This is a genomic window from Bacillus sp. D48C (assembly GCF_053345735.1).
This window is the reverse complement of sequence record NZ_JBKFAQ010000016.1, coordinates 81805-98823: the sequence shown is the minus strand read 5'-3', so window position 1 is coordinate 98823 and position 17019 is coordinate 81805. Positions and strand designations below refer to the sequence as shown.

17 protein-coding genes, 2 other RNA genes and 2 riboswitches are annotated in these 17019 nt (G+C 35.4%); of the genes, 15 read left to right on the top strand and 4 right to left on the bottom strand.

Going from position 1 to position 17019, the window contains the following annotated elements:
* Positions 1-131: 131 nt before the first annotated feature.
* Positions 132-602 (top strand): GNAT family N-acetyltransferase, encoded by a 471-nt coding sequence (locus ACLBXA_RS26620; protein ID WP_000967501.1) that lies wholly within the window; start codon positions 132-134, stop codon positions 600-602.
* A 40-nt stretch (positions 603-642) separates the two neighbouring features.
* Here the strand turns inward: ACLBXA_RS26620 and mphL are convergent, their stop codons facing one another.
* A complete protein-coding gene (gene mphL / locus ACLBXA_RS26615; RefSeq protein WP_001094261.1) occupies positions 643-1539 on the bottom strand; it encodes a macrolide 2'-phosphotransferase MphL in 897 nt (298 codons plus the stop codon).
* 604 nt (positions 1540-2143) lie between these two features.
* Between mphL and ACLBXA_RS26610 the strand changes: the two genes are divergently transcribed.
* From ACLBXA_RS26610 to pbuX, 3 genes are all read left to right on the top strand, one after another.
* Positions 2144-2890 carry a type I methionyl aminopeptidase gene (locus ACLBXA_RS26610; RefSeq protein WP_000628412.1) on the top strand — a complete coding sequence of 249 codons (747 nt, stop codon included), beginning with the start codon at positions 2144-2146 and terminating at the stop codon, positions 2888-2890.
* A 116-nt stretch (positions 2891-3006) separates the two neighbouring features.
* A riboswitch (purine riboswitch) is annotated at positions 3007-3108 on the top strand.
* A 105-nt stretch (positions 3109-3213) separates the two neighbouring features.
* Positions 3214-3807 (top strand): xanthine phosphoribosyltransferase, encoded by a 594-nt coding sequence (locus ACLBXA_RS26605; protein ID WP_000866482.1) that lies wholly within the window; start codon positions 3214-3216, stop codon positions 3805-3807.
* Between the two features lie 3 nt (positions 3808-3810).
* Positions 3811-5133, top strand: a complete 1323-nt coding sequence (gene pbuX, locus ACLBXA_RS26600) for a xanthine permease PbuX (protein WP_000809215.1) — start codon at positions 3811-3813, stop codon at positions 5131-5133.
* A gap of 15 nt (positions 5134-5148) precedes the next feature.
* Here pbuX and ACLBXA_RS26595 read toward each other — a convergent pair whose 3' ends face one another.
* Complete coding sequence (locus ACLBXA_RS26595; protein WP_000193087.1) at positions 5149-6312, bottom strand: DUF418 domain-containing protein; 1164 nt, start codon at positions 6310-6312, stop codon at positions 5149-5151.
* A 199-nt stretch (positions 6313-6511) separates the two neighbouring features.
* Between ACLBXA_RS26595 and ACLBXA_RS26590 the strand changes: the two genes are divergently transcribed.
* Together ACLBXA_RS26590 and ACLBXA_RS26585 are read left to right on the top strand one after the other, a co-directional pair.
* Positions 6512-6667 carry a hypothetical protein gene (locus tag ACLBXA_RS26590; RefSeq protein WP_000600126.1) on the top strand — a complete coding sequence of 52 codons (156 nt, stop codon included), beginning with the start codon at positions 6512-6514 and terminating at the stop codon, positions 6665-6667.
* A gap of 194 nt (positions 6668-6861) precedes the next feature.
* Positions 6862-10521, top strand: coding sequence for a dynamin family protein (locus tag ACLBXA_RS26585; RefSeq protein WP_098829764.1), 3660 nt, complete (start codon positions 6862-6864; stop codon positions 10519-10521).
* Positions 10522-10524: 3 nt separating this feature from the next.
* On the opposite strand, the gene ACLBXA_RS26580 is transcribed toward ACLBXA_RS26585, so the two are convergent.
* Entirely contained in the window at positions 10525-10779 is a 255-nt protein-coding gene (locus ACLBXA_RS26580) for a DUF3931 domain-containing protein (protein ID WP_000369740.1), read from the bottom strand.
* A gap of 71 nt (positions 10780-10850) precedes the next feature.
* Here ACLBXA_RS26580 and ACLBXA_RS26575 point away from each other — a divergent pair, with 71 nt between their 5' ends.
* The 5 genes from ACLBXA_RS26575 (at position 10851) to ssrS (ACLBXA_RS26555) (ending at position 12955) form a co-directional block, all read left to right on the top strand.
* Positions 10851-11312, top strand: coding sequence for a GNAT family N-acetyltransferase (locus tag ACLBXA_RS26575; RefSeq protein WP_000539329.1), 462 nt, complete (start codon positions 10851-10853; stop codon positions 11310-11312).
* 30 nt (positions 11313-11342) lie between these two features.
* Positions 11343-11615, top strand: a complete 273-nt coding sequence (locus ACLBXA_RS26570; protein WP_000451820.1) for a YpbS family protein — start codon at positions 11343-11345, stop codon at positions 11613-11615.
* A gap of 2 nt (positions 11616-11617) precedes the next feature.
* Entirely contained in the window at positions 11618-12451 is an 834-nt protein-coding gene (locus ACLBXA_RS26565) for a sulfurtransferase (protein ID WP_000637581.1), read from the top strand.
* Between the two features lie 116 nt (positions 12452-12567).
* A non-coding RNA gene (gene ssrS / locus ACLBXA_RS26560) (6S RNA) lies at positions 12568-12750 on the top strand.
* A gap of 21 nt (positions 12751-12771) precedes the next feature.
* Positions 12772-12955: non-coding RNA, 6S RNA (ssrS, locus tag ACLBXA_RS26555), on the top strand.
* A gap of 54 nt (positions 12956-13009) precedes the next feature.
* Here ssrS (ACLBXA_RS26555) and ACLBXA_RS26550 read toward each other — a convergent pair.
* Positions 13010-13459 (bottom strand): hypothetical protein, encoded by a 450-nt coding sequence (locus ACLBXA_RS26550; protein ID WP_001235522.1) that lies wholly within the window; start codon positions 13457-13459, stop codon positions 13010-13012.
* Positions 13460-13542: 83 nt separating this feature from the next.
* Between ACLBXA_RS26550 and ACLBXA_RS26545 the strand changes: the two genes are divergently transcribed.
* The 4 genes from ACLBXA_RS26545 to ACLBXA_RS26530 all read left to right on the top strand — a co-directional run bounded on the left by ACLBXA_RS26545 (position 13543) and on the right by ACLBXA_RS26530 (position 16914).
* The gene (locus ACLBXA_RS26545) at positions 13543-13854 is read left to right on the top strand and encodes a hypothetical protein (RefSeq protein WP_000169030.1); all 312 of its coding nucleotides are present in this window, start codon (positions 13543-13545) and stop codon (positions 13852-13854) included.
* Positions 13855-13857: 3 nt separating this feature from the next.
* Complete coding sequence (locus ACLBXA_RS26540) at positions 13858-15096, top strand: glutathionylspermidine synthase family protein (protein WP_000084926.1); 1239 nt, start codon at positions 13858-13860, stop codon at positions 15094-15096.
* Complete coding sequence (locus ACLBXA_RS26535; RefSeq protein ID WP_000606873.1) at positions 15089-15475, top strand: DUF350 domain-containing protein; 387 nt, start codon at positions 15089-15091, stop codon at positions 15473-15475. The genes ACLBXA_RS26540 and ACLBXA_RS26535 overlap by 8 nt, the downstream gene beginning before the upstream one ends.
* A 212-nt stretch (positions 15476-15687) precedes the next feature.
* Positions 15688-15853, top strand: a riboswitch (M-box (ykoK) riboswitch).
* Between the two features lie 335 nt (positions 15854-16188).
* Positions 16189-16914 (top strand): P-type ATPase, encoded by a 726-nt coding sequence (locus ACLBXA_RS26530; protein WP_000964950.1) that lies wholly within the window; start codon positions 16189-16191, stop codon positions 16912-16914.
* Positions 16915-17019 lie beyond the last annotated feature (105 nt).

Here is a 17019-nt window from a genome sequence, read left to right as displayed (position 1 = left end):
AGGCAAAATTAAAAATGAGCCCGGTACAATACCGGACTCACTTTTATCAAGCTGCCTAATGAAATAACCGTGTCTAACTTTTAGGGGTCACTTCACTTAATTGCAGCTCTTTTTTTAAGGGGGATAAAAGAATGCTTTATACATATACAGTAATGACGCAAGAAGAAGCGGAAGAGATTGCATATAACTGGCACTATGAAGGGAAATATTCTTTTTATGATATAGCGGCAGATGAAGAAGATTTAGATGAGTTTTTACATGATGAGAGTAGAGGGAATCATACATTTTCTGTAAAGGAAAATGGCACTCTCATTGGTTTTTTTACTGTTTGTAAAATGAATAATGGAACGGTTGATATAGGACTTGGAATGAGACCTGATATAACTGGCAATGGATTTGGTTTACAGTTCGTGAATGCGGGACTAGCTTTTAGTGAAGAAAAATATGGGTGCAATTATATAACACTATCAGTAGTGAAATTTAATGAGAGAGCTATTAAAGTATATAAAAGGGCAGGGTTTGAAGCAGTTGGGACGTTTATACAAAAAACAAACGGTAGTTGTTTTGAGTTTTTGAAAATGAATTATATATGTGGAAAATAACAAAAAACAGAAGAGGGTTCTTCTGTTTTTTGCAACTTCATTAACTTTCAGTTGATAGCATGTGTACAGCTATTTCATGCATGTCTTTCAAACCTGATACTTGAGCGTATTCAGCAACAGTGATACTACTTGTTGTTAGAAGTTCGATAATATGTTCATCCATTCTTGACCAAGTTTTACCGCCAGAATTGTCATAAGAATTAATTAACTTTGTTAGTCCATCTTTCCCAAAGAGCAGATAATGGGAAGCGAAATCGATAGATACATCAGCTATCCCTACTTCTGTCCAATCGATTAAGCCAGTTACATTATTTTTCTTATCAATCAGGATATGACCTGGATGTATATCCCCGTGCTTTACTCCTACATGAGATGGCCAAAAAGAGTCTTCAGCTAGCCATGCTTGCCAACGATCCCATAAGTTTTGATTGATGTGGTATTGTTCCTTCACTCGATTCATCCTTTGTTTCATAGAAGTTCTTAATTCATTAGCAGTAAGAATTTCAACACCTATATTATTAAATTTTTGCTGAGGTAATGAGTGTAAATTCGCTAGAACTTTTCCTAATGAAATATTGTATTCAGTTGGTGCATTCTTTTCATTAAAGTTCCATATATATTCTTGTCGTTCTATATCGATAGTAGCGGCAGGAACGCCACTTAGTTGTTTATAAGCGATTAGTTCCTCAGAGAATATAGACCAATCAGGAACTTGGAATTCTACATGTTTTTTCATAAGTTCTAATGCTTTTTTTTCTCGTTGGACATGTCTCATAGATTCTGGTCTACGAGGAATTCTTAGTATCCATTTATCTCCGTTTTGTTCTTTAACGTGTGCTACTTGAAAGTCAACGCCAGATTCATTAATTACTATTGAATCTTCTAATATATTTAGTCCTTCCTTATTTGCTAATTGTTTAACTTTAAGTGTATTCATTCCCATTTCCTCCAAATGTTTATTCTAATTTTAATGTTTTCTGTTACTAATTGTTTCTAACTACATCAATATGATTAAAGTAGCGAGATATAAGGAAATGTAATCATAAAAAAACCACAGACGAGCTTCTGTCTGTGGTTAAGAGTAAACGAGGATATAATGAATAAACGCCTCTCTTTGTATGAAAAAATATACGAAAAAAAGACAGACGTATATCTGCCTTTCTTCATGTGGAAAGTGTACTCTTCCGTTGAAGATTATTAAAAATGTGCAGACTAATCCCGTTTACTCTGCTTTATGAAAACAGAGCCTTTGAACATATTAAGTTACTTATTGTTCAAAGTTTGCTGACGTAGTCTTCCTGCGTGCATCATCTTTAATAATCCTCCTTTTAATAGTATGGTAACACTATACTTTGTTTATAAGTAAATATCAATAAAAAATACTAGATATAATATCTTAAAAATCGAATTAACTAAAAATTTATATTCGGAAAATAGAGATAAAGGATATTTGCTTTTGTAATTGGAAATTGTGGAAGAAGATGTGTATGATAGAATTTTAGTAGTAAATAGTAGGTTTAGCAAGGAAAGGTAGAGGTAGTATGATTACAATTAAAACGAAAAATGAAATAGATTTGATGCATGAATCTGGAAAATTACTTGCTTCATGTCATAAAGAAATTGCGAAAATGATAAAGCCAGGTATAAAGACACAAGAGATTGATACGTTTGTTGAAATGTATTTAAAACAGCATGGTGCCACATCTGAACAGAAAGGTTACAATGGGTATCCATATGCGATATGTGCATCTGTAAACGATGAAATGTGTCATGGGTTTCCGGCCGATGTTCCTTTAAATGAAGGAGATATTGTAACAATTGACATGGTAGTAAACTTAAATGGTGGTCTTTCAGATTCTGCTTGGACGTATAGAGTTGGAAATGTTTCTGAGGAAGCGGAAAGGTTAATGGTAGTAGCTGAGAATGCATTGTATAAAGGGATTGATCAGGCGGTAATCGGTAATCATGTAGGGGACATTGGGTATGCAATTGAGAGTTACGTAGCAAATGAAGGTTTTTCTGTCGCAAGAGACTTTACGGGACATGGAATAGGTAAAGAGATCCATGAAGAACCAGCAATTTTTCATTTTGGGAAACAAGGACAAGGGCCTGAGTTGCAAGAAGGAATGGTAATTACAATTGAGCCAATTGTAAATGTAGGTATGCGATATTCGAAAGTAGATTTAAATGGATGGGCTGCAAGAACGATGGACGGGAAATTATCAGCGCAATATGAGCATACAATTGCAATTACAAAAGATGGGCCAATTGTTTTAACGACGCTTTGAAATAATATGTAAGAGTTTACAAAACTCGAACGAAAATGATGTTTTTATAAAATTTGTACGTGTTTTGTTAATAAATACTTTTCAAAGTATAAAAAGTGCGTTATAATCCATCTATAAAATAAATAGTTAGCTACACTCATATAATCGCGGGGATATGGCCTGCAAGTTTCTACCGAAGTACCGTAAATACTTTGACTATGAGTGAGGACGAATATATTGCTTGTTTAGCATTCTTTTTTGCGAAACTCCAAAAGCGCGTCTCTCACTTGTAACGAGTGGTGGCGGCTTTTGGAGTTTTTTATTGCATAAGAGGGGGAACAAACATGAAAGTATTACAAGAAAAGATTTTGAACGAAGGAAAGGTTTTATCTGGTGACGTATTAAAGGTAGATGCATTTTTAAATCATCAAATTGACCCAGTACTTATGCAAGAGATTGGAAAAGAATTTGCTAAACGTTTTAAAGAAGAGAACATTACAAAAATCGTAACGATTGAATCTTCAGGCATCGCACCAGCAGTTATGGCTGCATTAGAGCTTGGTGTAAAAGTAATCTTTGCAAGAAAACGTAAATCGTTAACGTTACAAGATAATATGTACGTTGCAAACGTATACTCATTTACGAAACAAGAAACGAATGAAATTTCATTATCTCGCAATCATATCGATGAAAATGATCGTGTATTAATCATCGATGACTTTTTAGCAAACGGTCAGGCTGCTTTAGGTTTAATGAGTTTAGTAGAGCAAGCTGGAGCGAGTATTGCAGGAATTGGAATTGTTATTGAAAAAGCATTTCAAGATGGAGGAAAGAAGCTTCGTGAACAAGGCGTTCGTGTTGAATCACTAGCAGAAATTGCATCACTTGATAACGGCACAGTTACATTTGTACAGCATGAAACTGCGGAGGTGAAATAAGCAATGAAGCAGCATCCATTTAAAATTGCATCGCTTGGTATGCAGCATATGCTTGCTATGTATGCTGGCGCAATTATCGTACCGCTTATTGTAGGCGGCGGACTTGGTTTAAATCAAAAAGAGTTAACATACTTAGTCTCAATTGATTTATTAATGTGCGGCGTTGCGACAATTTTACAAGCATTATCAAATCGCTTTTTCGGTATTGGACTCCCAGTTGTACTTGGTTGTACATTTACAGCGGTTGGGCCGATGATTGCAATTGGAAAACAATACGGTGTGTCTTCTATCTATGGGGCAATTATTGCTGCCGGGTTATTCGTTGTTATTTTTGCGAAATTATTTGGAAAGCTTGTAAAACTGTTTCCACCAGTTGTAACAGGGTCTGTCGTTACAGTAATTGGAGTTACACTTGTTCCAGCCGCTATTAATGATATGGCTGGTGGAGTAGGAAGCAAAGATTTCGGAAGTCTTGAAAACTTAGCGTTAGCATTTGGAGTGTTATTATTTATCATCATTATGTATCGTTTCTTTGATGGGTTTATCCGTTCAATTTCTATTCTATTAGGTTTGTTGTTCGGTACTATCGTTGCAGCATTTATGGGGAAAGTAAGCTTGCAAGCAGTTGGAGAGGCGGATTGGTTCCATGGTATTCAGCCATTTTACTTCGGTACACCAACATTTGAATTAACACCAATTATTACAATGATTCTCGTTGCTTGTGTAGGGATTGTAGAAGCAACAGGTGTATACTTTGCATTATCTGATATTTGCAATAAAAAAATCGGTGAAAAAGAATTAACAAAAGGGTATCGTGCAGAAGGATTAGCGATGGTGTTAGGTGGTATTTTTAACGCGTTCCCATATACAACATACTCTCAAAACGTAGGACTTGTTCAATTAACTGGAGTAAGAAATCGCGTTATTATTTATACTTGCGGTGGTATGTTAATCGCTCTTGGGTTTATTCCGAAAATTGCAGCTATCACAACAATTATTCCGAAGTCAGTACTTGGCGGTGCTATGCTCGCAATGTTTGGTATGGTTATGGCATATGGTATTAAAATGTTAAGTAGCGTTGACTTTGGAAGACAAGAAAACTTATTAATCGTTGCATGTTCTGTTGGAATTGGGCTTGGCGTAACAGTCGTTCCTACATTATTCTCACAACTTCCAGAAAGCATTCGTATTTTAACAGATAACGGAATTGTACTTGGAAGTGCATCAGCAGTATTGTTAAATATCGTATTTAATATGGTGCCGCAGCGCAAAGTGAAAGTAAAAGAAGAGCCGGTGTCTATGCAAAGTGCAGTAAGAGAAGCGTAAAAAAGCAAGGTCTCGTTATGAGACCTTGCTTTTCTTTTTAAGTGGCATCATTTTCCCGTAAGTACCAAGACGCCAAATGTACTCAAGTGGCCCGTATTGGTAATGTGAAAGCCACCAGCGGCTAATAAAGATTTGTAACGTGTAGAAACCGACGCAGAATAGTGGTCCAACCCATAATGGAGCAAGATAATCATTTTTGAATAGTAGCCCAAATACAAGTAATGTAACAATTGTATGTGAGATGTAATTCGTTAACGCCATTCGTCCAACGTATTGGAATGGACGTAATACTGTTTGCCATTTTTCTTTTTGTAATAAACGCATTAACGTGACAATGTAGAAGATGAACAATGTCTTTCCGCTTATCATCGTAATACCCATAAGTGAAAATGGTGTGTATGGTTGATTGTTCATAAAGAAGTAAACCATAATAAACCACATCGGTAATGTTAAAATGAACATAATGATTTGCCATTTTTTAAGTTTTGGATCTAATTCCTTAGCACGGCGGAAAATGTCTTTTTTACCGGCATATAATCCGAGTAAAAACAATCCTAGTGTTTCAGGAAGCATAATAAGACTGTTACTTATTGCTTCAGAATAGAAAGAATAGAATCTGTCTGTAATTTGTAAGCCCCAGTTTTCTAACGGCATAATGGCTATGGAAAGGCCTAGTTCATCTACCGGCACTAATAACATGACAAGAGAACCTAATAATGTGAACAATTGCATGAAACTTAATAGTACAATTGACCATATTAAAATAGTACGTGTCTTTCTTTTGTAAAATAAAAATAAGAAAAACCCGGTAATTGCATAAGTATGTAAAATGTCACCGTCCCATAAAAGAACGTAATGTAAGAACCCAAATAATAATAAGATAAGTAAGCGGCGAACAAACAAAGTTTTTGGACGATCGGTCTTCGCCTCAGCACGATTCATAAAAATATAAAAACCTAATCCGAATAAAAACGAAAAAATTGTATAAAATTTCGTTTGAATAAACATATCGTAAAATAGGCGAATATAGCTGTCTATCCCTTCGTAAATTCCTGTAATATCACGTGAGTCAACCCCGGCAATAATTGGCCAGTTAACAAGAAAAATACCTAATACAGCTATTCCTCTAATAATATCGATGGAATGTATCCTCTCGCCTTGTGAAATGTTTTGTGTCATTATTTTCCTCCTTGTTAAGTAATTCCCTTTTATTATACAAAATGTAAAGAAGAGGGTATATAGGTAATTTCCAATTTTTAAAACTGTTAAGATGCGTATTATGAGATATAATAAGAGTGCACAACAAGTTTTAACCTTCTTCAAAACAGGCAGTAAAGCTCCTTCCTATAAGGGGCTTTCTTTATGAAAAGTGTTGATAATGATTCTCTTTAATGATAAACTGTATTCAAAAGTGATAATCATTATCAAAAAAGGTTGGTGCGTAAGTATGGTATATGCATTAGTAGCAGGTACAGTCGTTGTATATGCAGTTATTACAAAGTATGTTTTAAATGGAGTAGGAACAGCAAAATGAGTGATATGACATAAAATCCCTTTCATTTGTAAAAAGAATGAAAGGGATTTTTTATTTTTAATGAGAATATGCTGAAAATTTAGTATGATAGTAAAGTGAAACTGTAATCAATGGGTAGGTGTAACTCTCACTGGTTATGAGCTCGCAAATAGCAGGGAAAAGTATATACATCTTGGATAAAGGGGAACAAGGGGATGACAAACATAGTACAGACAAACGGTATGAGAAAACTTGTTTGTTTTTATGAAGAGTGGCAAAAACACGGCGATGCAGAGAATAGTTTAAAGTTGTTTGAGGTGATTCAAAAATATAAACAAGAACAGCTTATGATAGCGTTCTGCGGTCACTTCTCTGCAGGGAAATCAACGATGATGAATCATCTATATAAAGCACAGTTGTTACCAACAAGTCCAATTCCGACAAGCGCTAACGTCGTTAAAATTGAAAAGGGATTTGATCGTGTTGTTGTAACGATTAAATCTGGAGAACAGTACGAATATGATGGTGCATATTCAGCGGAAGAATTAAAACAAATTTGTAAAGACGGTGATGAGGTAATTGGTGTTCATATTTATCGGAATGATGCGCCAATTCCTGAGGGTGTTATGTTAGTTGATACACCAGGGATTGATTCAACAGATGATGCCCATCAATTAGCGACAGAATCAACGCTGCATCTAGCAGACGTAATTTTTTATATGATGGATTATAATCACGTCCAATCGGAAGTGAATTTACAATTTGTTAAAGAATTGAAACAACGTAATAAAACGGTTTATCTCGTTGTAAATCAAATAGATAAACATAAAGAAAATGAATTATCGTTTGAGGATTATAAAGATAGTGTAAAACAATCGTTCTCTAACTGGGATATTGAAGTAGATGGAGTTTATTATACGTCATTAAGAATGATGAACCATCCACATAATGAAATTGGAAGCTTAGAAACATTAATTACATCTATTATGAAAGAAAAAGAGCAGTATGTAAGAGATGGAATGGAGCGAGAAACAGAATATTTAATGGGGGAACATTTCTCGTTTATTCTTTCTGAAAATGAAAAAGCTCTTTTGACATATGAGGAAGAGTTAGCATCACCGCTTTCGATTTCAGAAATAGTTGAAAAGAAAGAAGAGCTAACGGAAATTAAACATCGCGAGGCTAGTAAAGAATCTCATGTGAGAAACGAATTTATAAAAGGTTTACAAGCTATATTAGATAACGCGTATTTAATGCCATTTGAAATGAGAGAATTGGCAAATGCATATTTAGAAACGAAATTAACAAAGTTTAAAGTTGGTTTGCTATTTGCAAAAGGAAAGACGGAGCAAGAAAAACAAAGACGTGTAGAGGCGTTTTATTCTGCCCTTCAAAAGACTGTTGAAACGCAACTTGATTTTCATGTGAAAGAATTTATTGTGGCCTTCTTAAAAGAAGAAGGATTGTTCACGGAGGAAATTGGGAAAGACATATATGCTTTAGAAATTGCTTTTGGACCAGAAATGTTAGCTGAAGTCATTAAACAAGGTGCAGGTTTCACAGGTGATTACTTACTTCTTTATACAGCGGATGTAGCGAATGAACTGAAGAAACGTTATTTTACAAAAGCTCAGCAAATTTTTGATAAAAGTGCAGTCGTTTTAAAGCAAAAGGTGAAGGAAGCAGTTGCTCGTATGGAACAAGAGATTGAAAAATATACGATGTTGCAAACGGCAAAAGAGACGGAATTACAATACAGTAACAATTTAGAGACATATGAAAGTTATTTACAAAATATTTGGCGCGAGCGTGTTGCTACACCAGAAGGATTGCAAATAGAGGAGATATTGCAACGTGAAAAACAAATTGTTAGTGAGAAATTTACACTACAAGAGCAGGAGATTGTAAATGATAACGGGGCGGCTCATGAAGAAGAGATAAAAGGAACAGCAGTTTTAAATATTCAGCGTATATTAGAGAAAGTGAAGAAAGCTGAAATGATATTAGAGCCATTGCCAGCGCTGAAACATGTACAGCAAGAGGTAATAGAAAAAAGGCGTCGTGTGGAAACGAAACAATTTACAGTAGCGTTATTCGGAGCTTTTAGTGCTGGGAAATCATCATTTGCCAATGCCTTACTAGGTGAGAAGGTACTTCCTGTATCACCAAATCCGACGACGGCAACGATTAATCAAATTTTGCCGGTTACAGAGGAAAAACCACACGGAACAGTAATGGTTCAATTCAAATCAAAGCAAGCTTTATTAGAAGATATGAAAGCTGTTTATAAGCTGTTTCATTATGAGATTACTACGTTAGATGAGGCGTTAGCACAAATTGATAAAGTTATGAAATATCCTTCACCAACTGGGAAGCAAAAAACAACATTTAGCTTCTTACGAGCGGTACAAAAAGGGTATGATGCAGTTTCTACTTATTTAGGAGAACAAGTACAAGTTACATTAGAAGAGTTCTCTGATTATGTAGCGAACGAAGAAAAATCATGCTTCGTTGAGTATATGGAGCTTTATTATGATTGTGCTTTAACAAGGCAGGGAGTAGCGCTTGTAGACACACCTGGAGCGGATTCTATTAATGCTCGCCATACGGATGTTGCATTCCAGTATATTAAAAACGCAGATGCTATTTTATTTGTAACATATTATAACCATGTATTCTCTCGTGCGGATCGTGAATTTTTAATTCAGCTTGGTCGTGTAAAGGATACTTTTGCTCTTGATAAAATGTTCTTCTTAATTAATGCGGCGGATTTAGCAGAGTCTGAAGAAGAACTTGAAATGGTAAAAGGTTATATCGCAGATCAGCTACTGCAATACGGTATTAGAAATCCGCGTTTATTTGCAATTTCAAGTTTATGTGCGCTTGAAGAGAAACAAGGAAAGAGTGTTGAAAAAGAGAAGTATGGTATTTTACAAAACTCTGGAATTACTAAGTTTGAGGAATCATTTACGTCCTTTATGATGAGAGATTTAATGCTTGTTTCTGTGCATGCTCTATACGGTGCGTTGCAAGGGGCAGATCAGCTTTTAGTAAACATGATAAATGGTGCAAAGCAGGGGAATGAAGAGAAAGAGAAGCAAACGAAAAAATATGAAGCAGAGCGTGATCAACTACTTCATATCATTTCATCATATAGTGTACTTGCTGAAGAACAGGCGATGCAAAATGAAGTGAAAGAGTTGCTTTATTACGTGCAACAGCGTCTATTCCTACGTTATAACGATGTGTTTACTGAATTTATTAATCCGGCGTCACTTCGAACGGATGGAAATGTGAAAACACAATTGCAACAGTGTGTTATGGAATTAGTAGCATTTATTCAGCATGATTTATTACAAGAAATGCGTGCGACATCATTACGTCTTGAAAAATGGATAGACGAAGCGATGAAGCGTGCAAAGGACGAAATTGTAGTGAACTGTAAAGTAGAAAATCAATCAATTTCTATGAATGGAACAGTGGAGTATGAATATAAAGATATTACACATAAAGAACCGTTCCCTTCAGTTGAAATAAAAGATTTCAAAAAAGCACTGGCACATTTTAAAAATGAAAAAAGCTTTTTTGAAAAAAATGATAAAGCATTCATGCAAGAAGAGGCTAAAGTTGTATTAGAACCTTTCGTATCAAACTATGTAGCTGATGAAAAAGATTTATTTGTTCATCATTATAAGCAAGAGTGGGATTTGAAATGGAACTTATTCCAAAAAGTAATGCAGCAAGATGTGATGAATTATTATGAAAGTATATTATTTGCATTGGCTGAAACGATTGATGTATCTCTATATGAGCAAAGTAAAGAACAATTGCACAAGCAGTTAGTAGAGATTGAAAAAGAAATTTATGTTATATAGTCGTTATGAGAAAAAGATTCGTTCAATTTTCTTTTGCAGTACAGTATCTAAAGATTTTACAAATCCAGCAAATTCATCGGTAGAAATCATATGAGTAAGAACGAGTCGTCTGCCGTCTGGTGTTTCACCGCATAAGACGAATGAAGAAAATTCATATGTTTTATTTTCTACTACTAATTTTGGATAGGAATACGTGTCGCTTTTCTTCTTCTTTCCATCAATAGAGATGACGTTGCATTTTTTCTCATTGTTGTCCATGATGAACCCCTCCTTTCTATTACTTATGGTAGACAAGGAGGGTTTAGAACAATAGAGAAAGGGGAATTTTTATGGGTGTAGTAATAGAGTATATTTCGAAAGAAGAAGCTATACCGAAGTCTTTATTGCTACTTGCTGATCCAAGTGAACGGCAAATAGCTACATATGTACAAAGAGGATTAACATACGTAGCAAAGCAAGAGGGTAGCGTTATCGGTGTATATGTTCTTTTGGAAACAAGGCCAAAGACGATGGAAATCATGAATATTGCGGTTGCAGAGCATGTGCAAGGAAAAGGGATTGGAAAGAAGCTAGTAAGTCATGCTGTAGAAACTGCTAAAGGATATGGTATGTCAAAACTGGAAGTTGGTACAGGCAATTCTAGTGTTTCACAACTTGCTTTATATCAAAAATGTGGATTTCGTATTTTTTCTATTGATTTTGATTACTTTTCGAAGCATTATGAAGAAGAGATTATTGAAAATGGCATTGTATGCCGTGATATGATTCGGCTTGCAATGGAATTGAATTAGAACGTATAACTTATTTAGGGGGAAGAGAAGATGGAAGTACATAAAGCAATTACAGCACATTCTCGTAAACAAAATGAAAGTGTAAAAGCATGTTTACAATTAGATGCGCAGCGTGAAGCAGCTATTGAAGCAGCCGTATCTCTTGCGTCAAATGGGAAAGAATTTTCGGTTGATGTCATTAATGTTGTAACAAAGCAAATTAATGATCTTGCAAAAAATGGTGTTACCTTGCAGCGTAAATATGTTACAGAAGAAATGGTTATGGAGTATGTAAGTCGTTTACAAGAGAAAGAAGGTCGTTAAAGATGATAGTTACAGTCGAATGGTTACGTGAGCATATAGAAGATGAGAACGTCCGTGTAATCGATTGTCGTTTTGATTTAGCGAATCCTAATTGGGGTAGAGAAAAGTATGAAGAAGAACATATTCCTCATGCTTTATATTTTGATTTGAATTTAGATTTATCAAGTCCTATAGTAGAGCATGGTGGCCGCCACCCGTTGCCAAGCATTGAAGAGTTTGCGGACAAGCTTTCGGAGGTTGGTATTGATGAACATACGACAGTAATTGCGTATGACAGTCAAGCTGGTGCAAATGCTGCTCGTTTATGGTGGTTATGTAACTATGTAGGACATGAGAAAGTATATATATTAGATGGTGGTTTCCCGGTTTGGAAAGAGAATGGACTACCGACAACAACGGAAATTCCTGTTGTTATACGAAAAACATTCAAAACAAACATACAAGATCATATGCTTGTATCGATGGAAACAGTAAGAGAGAATATCCAGGCAGGTGCAGATGTTACGTTAATTGATTCAAGAGAGCCAAAACGTTATGCTGGTGTAGAGGAACTTGTCGATCATAAAGCAGGACATATTCCGACAGCAGCAAACTATTTTTGGAAGGATGGAATGTTGCAATCAGGACAATTTAAGAATGAAGCTGAGCAACAAGGACGATTCCAAAATCTGTCGAAAGATAAGGAAACCATTGTATATTGTGGTTCTGGTGTTACGGCATGTCCAAATATCATTGCGTTAAAATTGGCTGGATTCCAAAATGTTAAATTGTATGCGGGTAGCTGGAGTGATTGGATTTCTTATCCAGAAAATCAAATTGCAAAAGAAGAAGATTAATCACTTGCATGCAAAAATAATTTGTATTAAAATAAGGTCACAAGCAAGAGATTGCTCGAAAAACTTTGTATTTTACACATTGGAAACAATGTGATAATATAACGACAAGTAAATAATACATCCTGCGGTGTACGTAACTTATTTATGTCTAAAACCGATGTTAGTTATACGGAAGCTCAATATTTAGCGACCATCATCAAGCCTTCCTTGTGGAGGAAGATGTACGGTAACTGTGAGGGCATCCACCTGCGAGTAGCGGGTTTTTGGACATTTACGAGGAGCGGCACGTGCGGGGGTCTTATTTCAACTAACCTTATATAAAATTCCTACGGTGTACGTAGCTTATGCATGTCTTAAACCAATAAGTTTAATATGGAAGTTCAATATTTAAATGTAGCTAACATGCCATCTTTTTAAGAAGGAAGTTACAAACATTTGTGAGAGCATCCACCTGTGAGAGCAGGTTTATGGACATCTAGAGAGAACGGCATATGTGGGGCTATATAAAAACCTTACGTTTTATACGTAAGGTTTTTTTGTTGCATAGATATATCAATATTATCTTGATTCACCTGTGAAGTTTCCGTAATAAATGTAGCACTTTCTGTCTTCATCAATCTCTCTTGAATCCAAGGAGAATTCCATAGACATGCCGTCTCGCTGAATATATATAATATCTGAATGAAGAGATGGTAAAATTTCTTCGTAGTTCCATACATCTTGACTATCTACTAAGCTTGAACTCGTTTCACTTAGTTCTCTAATTTCAAAACCGATGTGGGAGTATGTAGGGTCTGAAGGGTCATTGGCGAAAACTTCTTTTTGAATATAAATAACTGCTGTTCCGTCTGGATCAACCGAAGTTGCAGTAACAACATAAGTATTTTTCTCTTTAATAAAATATTCACAAGTCATGCGTGCGATGATTTCAGAATTAGAAATATTGGCGTAGTTCCATAAAGCAGGATACCCTTTCGTTTCATCATTAAGTCGATATTCTAAGCGCATTTCATCCCTCTTCTTCCTTTTTCTTCTACTTTATCATGCCATCCTATATAATAGGAATAGAATTTAAAAAGGGGAGTGCGAAGGTGACAAAAACGAAATGGCTAGTAGGTGGTGTCGTAACGTCTTTAATGACTGGCACTTTATTTGGTTGCGCACAAGATCTTCCCCCAAAACCGAATGATAATAGTTGTTCTGATTGGGATTGGGATGATGAACTTGGGGTATGGCAGTGTGATGATAGTAGTTCAGGTTATCGTGGGCATTATTTCTATGGTGGGCGATATTATCAAAATAAATCCACTTTTAAAAATTCATCGGCGTTTAAATCGTATCAATCGTCTGCTGAATTTAAAGGTGGAATTGGAAGCGGTTCAAAGGGAGGATTTGGGGGATAAAATATGTCGCAATACATAAGGGATCGAAAAGATTTTTATTTAAAATATCCGAATTTTTGGTCGGATTTATATGAATGTGAATATAGTTTGTTTCATGTTTTTTCTATAACAAATCAGACTTTGGAACAATTACACTTAGCGACTGAACGAATGGGTAAAATATTTTTTAAGACTGCTAGACTTTTGCGAAATTTAAGTGACGAACAGATTCTTGAGCTTGGTTTTCCTCCTGCGAGCTTATCATTCATTAGAATGAAAGGATTATATCCTGAATCTGTTATTTCACGATTTGATTTCGTTATAACGGTTGATAACCAAATTAAAATGCTTGAGTTTAATAGTGATACACCAACTTTTATTATGGAATGCTTTCAAATGAATGGAAAAGTTTGTGAAAACCTAGGTTATGATGATCCAAACTCGGATCAAGAACGATTACTATCTTCTGGTGTTACGAAAGCTGTAATGGAAGCGACAAAGGGATTAGACAATCCAAATGTTGTTTTTACAGCACATCATGAACATATTGAGGATTGGAATACGACTATGTATTTAAGTCAGTTATGCCATGTTGAAAATAAAGTAGTGCCAATGTCAGAACTTAGAATTACGAAAGGTGCTCTAGTTGATAAAGATGGGGCGAAGATTGATGTTTTATATCGTCAAACATATCCGATAGAAGATTTAATTGAGGATCAAGATCCTGAAACAGGAGATTTGGTAGGTGTGGAACTGCTGCAACTTGTAAAAGCCGGAAAGCTTTTTATAATAAATCCTTTGTCAGCATTTTTACTTCAGCCAAAATCAATTCAGTGTCTTATTTGGGGGTTAGCAGAAGAAGAAGTCTTTTATACAAACGAGGAACAACAGTGGATTAAAGAATATATGTTACCTACATATTTAGAACCAGATTTATTTTTAGGAAAAGGTTCTTTCGTTCAAAAACCTTCATTTGGTAGAGAAGGAGATACAATTACGATTCGCGATAAGGATGAAAATATTATGCTTCAAAATGCACATCAAACGTATAAAACTTCACTGCCGATATTTCAAAAGTATATAGAACTTCCAGTCGTATCCTTGGAAACAGAAAAAGGGATGGAGAAACTGTCGTATGTGTTTGGTTCTTTTTTAATTGCTGGAAAAGCAAGTAGTATCGGTATTCGCGCGGGAGAAAAGATTACAGGAAATGAATCGTACTATTTACCGGTAGGTATAAAAAGGAGGGGGAAAAATGATTAATTTTTTATCATATTTAGCAGTAACACTCGGACTTTTATGTATTGGTCTGTTCTTGATGGAAGTGACAACGAAAGTTAAGGAATTTAAGTTAATGGCTCAAGGGAATAAGGCGGTAAGCTATGTGCTTGGAGGACGATTACTTGGGTTAGCTATTGTTTTATATTCGACAGCAGCTAATTCAATTTCACTTCTTGATATGATTTCGTGGGGAGCAGTTGGGATTTTGGCTCAAATTATCGTTTTTTATTTAGCTGAGTGGCTTACACCACGCTTTAATATAAACAAAAGTCTTGAAGAAGATAATCAAGCAGTCGGTCTTTTTCTTATGTTTTTATCGCTTTCAATTGGGATTGTAATTGCTGGCTGTATAACTTATTAAAAACTTTACGTTTAAACGTAAAGTTTTTTATTTTATTCCGCTATTTGCCGGGCAGCCCGATTGGTGAGGGCTAATAATCAGTGGGGGATGAACAAAACCCCACTGATTAAAGTTTCACTTTATATATGTTAGTTTGCCATACCTTTTGAAAAAATTGTAGGCTACGGTTGACATCTATTTTAAATAAGAGTAACATTTTCAATGTAATGAAAATAAGTCTCTGTTAGGTGAGGCTCCTGTATAGAGAAATGCTACTGCCCAAAAATGTCGAGAGACGCCAATGGGTCAACAGGAATGATCGAATTAAGGTTTTTCTTAACGTAGCTGGTAATGTACCTATGCTATACAGTGCTAAAACTCGGTGAGGGAGAGGTCCGTAGATTTCTAATTATATTAGAAATCGTTTATTTGTGTATGTAATGGCCACTACTCTCTTAAGGGTAGGGGTCTTTTTTGTTACCAAGCTATGAGTAATTTCATAGTATAAACTATAAAATTAAACGAGGAGGTGAGGAGCATGTCAAATTCTGACTCGGTTCCGTTACCCATATACTTCAAATCAAAAATATATGATGTAGGCAGGAAACGATTTGTTCCTCCCTCTATATTTATCACAATGTAGCGTTTATAAAGCGCTAGACACTTTCACAGTAAAGTGGATAAATTGAGAAACAAAGCGTTTCTTCCTATGTTGTAAAGGAGGAGACGATAATATGTTATATGCAAACAAAACTGTGGGTAACACGTCATATAAACTAAGTAAAAAATCAATAAAAGAACAAACAATGCTTCAAAAAAATAAAGATTTATTAATTGAAATTGCAACAAGAGATGTAAAATCTGTATTTGCATATTTTAAAACAACAAGAGACGGACTATCAATGAAAGAGGCACAAAAACGTATTCAAGTATATGGCCGAAATGAACTAACTTCAAAAAGAGCACTTCTTGCAGAAGTAATGATGAAGCTTGGTGGCATGATCCCAGGTTTTTCAAAACAACGTGTGTGTGATGAATTACAACGTGAAACGATTACTGTATCTAGAGTAGAATGTTCTAGTAGTACAGGGCTAAATAGTGAACTGAAAATGATGGAGATACCAGTGCAAGAACTTGTACCTGGAGATATGATTTTTCTTTCGGCTGGAGATGCTGTGCCAGCTGATGTACGTATTATTTATGCAGATGATTTATTAGTAAATGAGTCTGTGTTAACGGGAAACGAAGCGAGTATAGAGAAGTTTGAAAGCTGCTATCACCTTGAACGTAAACGATTTATTCCATTAAAACGGATGAAAGATTATAATCCACTTGAGCTTGAAAATGTATGTTTTAAAGGTTCGCATATTGTTAGTGGAAATGCAAAGGCTGTCGTTGTTTCTACTGGAAAAAATACGTATTCAGGCATATTGCATACTTGTTGTAGTAGGATGTCTTAATGTGTGAATGGTGCTAAATATACAAAAACCATGTATAATAGACAAAGTTGAGCAAAAACGTAGAATGGTAATCTATTTATATAACCTTACGTGATAACGTGAGGT